Source organism: Streptomyces sp. 8N706, assembly GCF_052245415.1.
Classification (GTDB): Bacteria; Actinomycetota; Actinomycetes; order Streptomycetales; family Streptomycetaceae; genus Streptomyces.
In genome coordinates this window covers 1-7,415 of sequence record NZ_JBQQBW010000186.1, presented here as the reverse complement: position 1 = coordinate 7,415, position 7,415 = coordinate 1, and the positions used below count along the sequence as shown (strand labels likewise).

Below are 7,415 nucleotides of genomic sequence, written 5' to 3'. Positions count from 1 at the left end.
GCTTGCGGCCCTGCCCGGCGCAGAGCACCACCCCGTCCCGAAACCCCAGTCCCGCCCGGCCGGCCACCACCCGGGCACTGAGGCCGGTCCTGCCCGGCGGGTGGTACCTCCCCGGTTACGCCCGGAGGGCCCCCGCTCCCGGCAACGTTCCCCCCGGCCGCCGGCTGCTGCTCCCGGAACCGGCCGCACCCCCGGACGGCGGGTGCCGTCCGGGGGCGCGGAACACACGTCCGAGCTGCCGGTCCTACTCCTCCGATTCCTCCGAGCCGGAGGCGGAACCGGACTCCGCGTCCGGGCCCGACTCCTCCGGGAGCTTCACATCCTCGACGGCCGCCGAGCCCGTCGACGAGCCGCCCTCCGGCTCCAGCAGCCGGGAGAGCTGACGCCCCAGCAGCCGCTTGAACTTCCGCTTCTGCGGCCGGTTGCGGTCCAGGACCGCGACCTCCAGCTGCTCGGCGGCGAGGCTGCGCTCTCCGCCGTTGTTGTCCCTGGCCAGGGAGTCCACGGCCAGCTTGAGCGCCTCCGCGAGGGTCATCCCGTCGCGGTGCCGCTGGTCGAGATAGCTGCCGATCTGGTCGGAGTTCCCGCCGACCGCGACCGAGCCGTGCTCATCGACGATCGAGCCGTCGTGCGGCAGCCGGTAGATCTGGTCGTCCTCGGGGCCGGGGCCCACCTCCGCGACGATCAGCTCGACCTCGTACGGCTTCTCGCCGGCGCTGGAGAAGATGGTGCCCAGCGTCTGCGCATAGACGTTGGCGAGGCCACGGGCCGTCACATCGTTGCGGTCATAGGTGTAACCGCGAAGGTCGGCGTACCGCACACCGCCGATGCGCAGGTTCTCGAACTCGTTGTACTTCCCGACCGCGGCGAAGGCGATCCGGTCGTAGATCTCGCTGACCTTGTGCAGCGCCCGGGACGGGTTCTCGGCGACGAACAGGATGCCGTCGTCGTACTGCAGGACGACCACGCTGCGGCCGCGTGCGATGCCCTTGCGGGCGTACTCGGCCCGGTCCGCCATGGCCTGCTGGGGTGAGACATAGAACGGCGTCGACACCGGCTATCCGTCCCTTTCTGTCAGTGGCTGGGGGGCGCCTCCTGGGGGCACCCCCAGCGGTAGCTGGGGGAGGTGGCTGGGGGGGGTATTCCGCTTCGTCCGCCGCCCTCAGAGCAGCGCGGCCCGCGGGCCGTCCGGCTCCTCGAGCCGGCGCTCGTGGATCGAACGGGCGATCTCGGAGGACTCGGCCTCCGTGAGCTTGCGGAAGCCCTCGTCGTTGATGACCGTGACGATCGGATAGATACGGCGGGCCAGGTCCGGGCCGCCGGTGGCCGAGTCGTCGTCGGCGGCGTCGTACAGGGCCTGCACGACCAGGGTGCTGGCCTGGCCTTCGGTGAGGTCCTCGCGGTAGAGCTTCTTCAGGGCACCGCGGGCGAACACGGAGCCCGAGCCGGTGGCCGCGAAACCGCGCTCCTCCGAGCGCCCGCCGGTGACGTCGTAGGAGAAGATCCGGCCCTTCTCACGGTCCACGTCCCAGCCCGCGAAGAGGGGCACGACGGCGAGGCCCTGCAGGGCCATTCCCAGATTGCCCCGGATCATCGTGGACAGCCGGTTCGCCTTGCCCTCCAGGGAGAGTTGAGCGCCCTCCACCTTCTCGAAGTGCTCCAGCTCCAGCTGGAAGAGCTTGACCATCTCGACGGCGAGGCCGGCCGTTCCGGCGATACCCACCGCGGAGTACTCGTCGGCCGGGAAGACCTTCTCGATGTCGCGCTGCGCGATGACGTTGCCCATCGTCGCCCGTCGGTCACCGGCCAGCACCACGCCGCCGGGGAAGGTCGCGGCGACGATCGTGGTGCCGTGCGGAATCTCCACCGCACCCTGCACCGGCGGCAAGGGCCGCTTCCCCGGGAGCAGTTCCGGCGAGTGCTCGGCCAGGAAGTCCATGAACGACGAGGAGCCGGGCGTCAGGAAGGCAGCCGGCAGACGCCCTGTGCTACGAGTGTTGGCTTCCACACGTTTCCTTCCACCAGACAGATCTTGGAATTCTGCACGGACCTTACCCGGGGCCGTGAAAGTCATCCGTCCCGCGCCCCCTCGGAGGGGGCGCGGGACGGAGCGCGCCGGTCCTACTGGCCGCCCTTCTGTACGAAAGACCGCACGAAGTCCTCCGCGTTCTCCTCGAGGACGTCGTCGATCTCGTCCAGGACGGAGTCCACGTCGTCCGACAGCTTCTCCTGTCGCTCCTTGAGGTCCTCGGAGGCCTGCGCGTCCTGCGCGGTCTCCTCGACCTCCTCGGTGGAGCGTGTCGACTTCTGCTGTCCGCCGCCGGTGTCCTTGGTCGCCATATCCCTCACCCCGCTCGGTTGGACGTACAAGATCAGACCCTACAACCGGGGTCCGACATCGGCCCTGCTGTTACCTCAACGTCCGGGAGCCACCTCGATGATTCCCTGATCGGTCCCGTTTCAGCCCCCGGACAGCACGCGCACCAGCTCCTCCGCCGTACGACAGCGGTCCAGGAGCTCCTTGACGTGGTTGCGCGTGCCGCGCAGCGGTTCCAGCGTGGGGACGCGTTGCAGGGAGTCACGACCGGGGAGGTCGAAGATCACCGAGTCCCAGGAGGCGGCGGCCACGTCGTCCGCGTACTGTTCCAGGCAGCGGCCCCGGAAGTACGCGCGTGTGTCCTCCGGCGGGCTCGTCCGGGCCCGCTGGACCGCGCTCTCGTCCAGGAGGCGCTTCATCTTCCCGCGGGCCGCCAGACGGTTGTAGAGGCCCTTCTCGGGGCGTACGTCGGCGTACTGGAGGTCCACCAGGTGCAGCCGGGCCGCGTCCCAGTCCAGGCCGTCCCGGCGCCGGTAGCCCTCCAGCAGCTCCCGCTTGGCGACCCAGTCCAGCTCCCCCGACAGGCTCATGGGATCGCGCTCCAGGCGGTTCAGCACGTCCTCCCAACGGGTGAGCACGTCCTTGGTCTGTTCGTCCGCGTCCGCGCCGTAACGGTCCTCGACGTACTTGCGGGCCAGCTCGAAGTACTCCATCTGGAGCTGGACGGCGGTGAGTGTCCGACCGTTGCGGAGCGTGACCGGACGGCGCAGCGTCGGGTCGTGCGAGACCTGGTGCAGGGTCCGTACGGGCTGGTCGACGGCCAGGTCCACGGCGATGAAGCCGTCCTCGATCATGGACAGCACCAGGGAGGTGGTGCCCAGTTTGAGGAAGGTCGAGATCTCCGAGAGGTTGGCGTCACCGATGATCACATGCAGCCGGCGGTACTTCTCCGCGTCGGCGTGCGGCTCGTCGCGGGTGTTGATGATGGGCCGCTTCAGGGTGGTCTCCAGGCCGACCTCCACCTCGAAGTAGTCGGCGCGCTGGCTCAGCTGGAAGCCGTGCTCATGGCCGTCCTGGCCGATGCCGACCCGGCCCGCGCCCGTGACGACCTGGCGCGAGACGAAGAAGGGCGTGAGGTGGCGCACGATGTCCGAGAACGGGGTCTCCCGCTTCATCAGGTAGTTCTCGTGCGTGCCGTAGGACGCGCCCTTGTTGTCGGTGTTGTTCTTGTACAGATGGATGGGCTGGGCTCCCGGGAGCTGGGCGGCGCGCTCGGCGGCCTCGGCCATGACGCGCTCACCCGCCTTGTCCCAGAGCACGGCGTCACGCGGATTGGTGACCTCGGGGGCGCTGTACTCGGGGTGGGCATGGTCCACGTAGAGCCGCGCACCGTTGGTGAGGATCACATTGGCCAGGCCGATGTCCTCGTCGGTGAGCTGGCTGGAGTCCGCGGTCTCGCGGGCGAGGTCGAAGCCGCGGGCGTCCCGCAGCGGATTCTCCTCCTCGAAGTCCCAGCGGGCGCGGCGCGCCCGGTGCATCGCCGCCGCGTAGGCGTTGACGATCTGGGACGAGGTGAGCATGGCATTGGCGTTCGGGTGACCGGGGACGGAGATCCCGTACTCCGTCTCGATGCCCATTACTCGCCGTACGGTCATGCGGCCCTCCTTGCCCGGCGCCGCCCCGGATGGGGTGGGCGCTCAAGTACCGCTGCTTCTCCGATGCGTATGCGGTGCCCGTCCCCGCTCGGTGCGACTCGGCGGTACCGACGAGCCTAGAACGCCTTTGCGGTGGTGGGGAGATCATTTTCGTCATTGCTCGGATCCGGTCCGTGACCGGGCGGGTCCTCCCGGGTGACGCCCCGGGCGTGTCCTGAAACGCAGCCGGCTGCGGATGCCCCGGCGCCCCGCCTGAGCAGGGGTAGGGCATCCGCAGCCGGACCGCCGTTTACAGGTACTGACCGGTGTTCGCCACCGTGTCGATGGACCGGCCGGTGTCCGCGCCCTGCTTTCCGGTGACCAGCGTGCGGATGAAGACGATCCGCTCGCCCTTCTTGCCGGAGATCCGGGCCCAGTCGTCCGGGTTGGTCGTGTTCGGCAGGTCTTCGTTCTCCTTGAACTCGTCCACACAGGCGGCGAGCAGGTGGGAGACGCGCAGACCCTTCTGGTTGTGGTCGAGGAAGGCCTTGATCGCCATCTTCTTCGCCCGGTCCACGATGTTCTGGATCATCGCGCCGGAGTTGAAGTCCTTGAAGTACAGGACCTCCTTGTCGCCATTGGCGTACGTGACCTCGAGGAAGCGGTTCTCCTCGGATTCCGCGTACATCTGCTCGACGACCGACTGGATCATGCCCTCGACCGCGGCCTCCGGGGATCCCCGGTGCTCGCCGATGTCGTCGGCGTGCAGCGGCAGCGACGGCTTCAGGTACTTCGCGAAGATGTCCTTGGCCGCCTCGGCGTCCGGACGCTCGATCTTGATCTTCACATCGAGCCGGCCGGGCCGCAGGATTGCCGGGTCGATCATGTCCTCGCGGTTCGAGGCGCCGATGACGATGACGTTCTCCAGGCCCTCCACACCGTCGATCTCGGCGAGCAGCTGGGGGACGATGGTGTTCTCCACGTCCGAGCTGACACCGGAGCCGCGGGTGCGGAAGAGGGACTCCATCTCGTCGAAGAAGACGATGACGGGGGTGCCCTCGCTCGCCTTCTCGCGGGCTCGCTGGAAGACCAGGCGGATATGCCGCTCGGTCTCGCCGACGTACTTGTTGAGCAGCTCGGGGCCCTTGATATTGAGGAAGTAGCTCTTCCCCGCGGGCTGCCCGGTCACCTCGGCGACCTTCTTGGCAAGGGAGTTGGCCACGGCCTTGGCGATGAGCGTCTTGCCGCAGCCGGGCGGGCCGTAGAGCAGCACGCCCTTCGGCGGCCGTAGTTCATGTTCCTTGAAAAGGTCGGGGTAGAGATACGGGAGCTCGACCGCGTCCCTGATCAGCTCGATCTGGTTGCCCAGGCCGCCGATCCGGTCGTAGTCGATGTCCGGTACCTCTTCGAGGACGAGCTCCTCGACCTCGCTCTTGGGCACGACCTCGTAGACGTAGCCGGAGCGGGGCTCGAGCAGCAGGGCGTCACCGGACCGGATGGTGGCGTCCAGCAGCGGCTCGGCGAGCCGCACCACCTTCTCCTCGTCCGTGTGTCCGACCACCAGGGCGCGCTCGCCGTCCTCGAGGATCTCCTTGAGGGTGACGATTTCCCCGGCCCGCTCGAACTCCATGGCTTCGACCACATTGAGGGCCTCGTTGAGCATGACCTCCTGACCGCGCTGGAGGTCGTCGAGCTCGACGCTGGGGCTGACGTTCACCCGGAGCTTGCGGCCCCCGGTGAAGATGTCCGCCGTACCGTCCTCATTCGCCTGCAGGAAGACACCGAAGCCGGCCGGCGGCTGAGCGAGGCGGTCGACCTCTTCCTTGAGGGCCACGATCTGGTCCCGGGCCTCACGGAGCGTGTTCGCAAGCCGTTCGTTCTGCGCGGAGACGCCGGCCAGGTTGGTCTGCAACTCGACGATCCGCTCTTCGAGAATCCTCGTGTGACGCGGAGAGTCGGCGAGCTTGCGTCGCAGGACGGCGATTTCCTGCTCGAGATAGGCAACCTGGCCGGCAGGGTCTTCAGACCCCCGCCCCGGCCGGATGCCGCGGTTGATGTCGTCGTCGTGGGCTGCCACGGTCCTCACCTCCTCCAAGGGGAGCTGGACGCTTCCTGACCCTACCTGGGCCGGTGCGGGTTGAAACCCCTAGATCACAAAGACGGTCGGGCTGTGTCCGATCTTCACCCTTGCGTACGTCCCCACGCCAGGGGAATACCCACCCACAAACATCGGAAAGCGACCGGTTGTATCGTCGAGACGGTCAACACCCGTCAGGGCTGGCTCCAATTGGTTCACGTACGTAGGAAACGGCAGGCGAGATGACCACGCAGAACGATGCCCTCGAGGTGTGGATCGACCAGGACCTGTGCACCGGTGACGGGATCTGCGCGCAGTACGCACCCGAGGTCTTCGAGCTGGACATCGACGGTCTGGCCTATGTCAAGGGCTCGGGCGACGAGCTGCTCGACGCCCCCGGGGCCACAACCCCCGTCCCGCTCCCGCTGCTCAACGACGTGGTCGACTCCGCCAAGGAATGCCCCGGCGACTGCATCCACGTGCGTCGAGTTTCGGACAAGGTTGAGGTGTACGGCCCCGACGCGGAGTGATGGGTCACACACTCCCCGCGACAGGGAGCGCGATCAGTCCGAACTTGCCCTCGTGCCACTGCCACTTGACCTTCCGCTGCTTGTCCGGGCAGCAGCGCGGTACGTCCGCCGAGGAGTAGCCGAGCAGCGTCGCCGAGACCGTACGGCCGCGCACCGCGAAACCCGTGACGCTCATGCCCTGCTTCGGGTCGAGGAAGGTCTCCACGACGCGGGGAGCGCCCTTGCCTCCGGCCGGGTGCGCGAGGACATAGATACCGCTGGGCGGTGTGCCGAACCCGGCGTTGCAGCGCACGACCGCGACCGTCTCGGCCCTGCCGTCGCCGTCGAGGTCGGCCGATCCGTCCTGGACCACCCGCACCGTCTCGGGCCCGCAGTCGACCGGATACCGGGCCTTCCCGGGATCGGGGCCGTCGGCCCGGACGGGCAGCGGTGCGGCGGGCGCGTCCGCCACTGCGACCGGAGGCGTCGCCGTGGCGGGCGACGGCTGGACGAGGGCGGAGGCGCCCAGCAGGGCGGCGAGAGCGACCGCGGTGGCGAGCCAGTGCACCGGACGCGTACGGGTGTGCGGAAGCTCCACGCGGGGCGCGGGGGGCGGCGGCGAGGCCACGGTACGGGGGGACGGGACGGGCACAGGGCGGGGCGGCGGGGAGGACGCGGGGCCGGCCGAGGGCTGCACGCGGGATGTCTCCTGGGAAAGCGGAGCCGATGGGGGTGGCCAGCATCGTGCCACATGTCACACTCACCGGGAACGCCCGGGGCGGTGCCTGTGCGATCCGATCCGGAAAAGCGGCACCAACGACATCCCCATGAAGGAAGTCGGCGGTGGCGTTTGGAGGTTGTGGAGGCCTCACCCGGGG

Annotated in this window: 7 protein-coding genes; 1 reads left to right on the top strand and 6 read right to left on the bottom strand. The window is 68.7% G+C overall.

From position 1 onward, the window contains the following. Window positions 1–244: 244 nt before the first annotated feature. From prcA to arc, 5 genes are all read right to left on the bottom strand, one after another. Window positions 245–1,054, bottom strand: coding sequence for a proteasome subunit alpha (prcA, locus tag ACTWQE_RS33080; RefSeq protein WP_443332787.1), 810 nt, complete (start codon window positions 1,052–1,054; stop codon window positions 245–247). 108 nt (window positions 1,055–1,162) lie between these two features. After that, window positions 1,163–2,008 (bottom strand): proteasome subunit beta, encoded by an 846-nt coding sequence (gene prcB / locus ACTWQE_RS33075; protein ID WP_443332786.1) that lies wholly within the window; start codon window positions 2,006–2,008, stop codon window positions 1,163–1,165. A 113-nt stretch (window positions 2,009–2,121) separates the two neighbouring features. Beyond that, entirely contained in the window at window positions 2,122–2,340 is a 219-nt protein-coding gene (locus ACTWQE_RS33070) for a ubiquitin-like protein Pup (protein WP_351515111.1), read from the bottom strand. 120 nt (window positions 2,341–2,460) lie between these two features. Next, the gene (gene dop / locus ACTWQE_RS33065) at window positions 2,461–3,972 is read right to left on the bottom strand and encodes a depupylase/deamidase Dop (protein ID WP_443332785.1); all 1,512 of its coding nucleotides are present in this window, start codon (window positions 3,970–3,972) and stop codon (window positions 2,461–2,463) included. A gap of 289 nt (window positions 3,973–4,261) precedes the next feature. Beyond that, complete coding sequence (gene arc, locus ACTWQE_RS33060; RefSeq protein WP_443332784.1) at window positions 4,262–6,028, bottom strand: proteasome ATPase; 1,767 nt, start codon at window positions 6,026–6,028, stop codon at window positions 4,262–4,264. 242 nt (window positions 6,029–6,270) lie between these two features. On the opposite strand from arc, the gene ACTWQE_RS33055 reads away from it, so the two are divergent. Continuing rightward, on the top strand, window positions 6,271–6,558 hold the full coding sequence (locus ACTWQE_RS33055; RefSeq protein WP_443332783.1) for a ferredoxin: 288 nt from the start codon (window positions 6,271–6,273) through the stop codon (window positions 6,556–6,558). Between the two features lie 4 nt (window positions 6,559–6,562). Here ACTWQE_RS33055 and ACTWQE_RS33050 read toward each other — a convergent pair whose 3' ends face one another. Next, window positions 6,563–7,135, bottom strand: coding sequence for a hypothetical protein (locus tag ACTWQE_RS33050; RefSeq protein WP_443332782.1), 573 nt, complete (start codon window positions 7,133–7,135; stop codon window positions 6,563–6,565). Between the last annotated feature and the right edge of the window lie 280 nt (window positions 7,136–7,415).

Coding starts and splice junctions, on each gene's coding strand:
- ACTWQE_RS33070 (WP_351515111.1), bottom strand. CDS start 2,340: ATGGCGACCAAGGACACCGGCGGCGGACAGCAGAAGTCGACACGCTCC.
- dop (WP_443332785.1), bottom strand. CDS start 3,972: ATGACCGTACGGCGAGTAATGGGCATCGAGACGGAGTACGGGATCTCC.
- ACTWQE_RS33055 (WP_443332783.1), top strand. CDS start 6,271: ATGACCACGCAGAACGATGCCCTCGAGGTGTGGATCGACCAGGACCTG.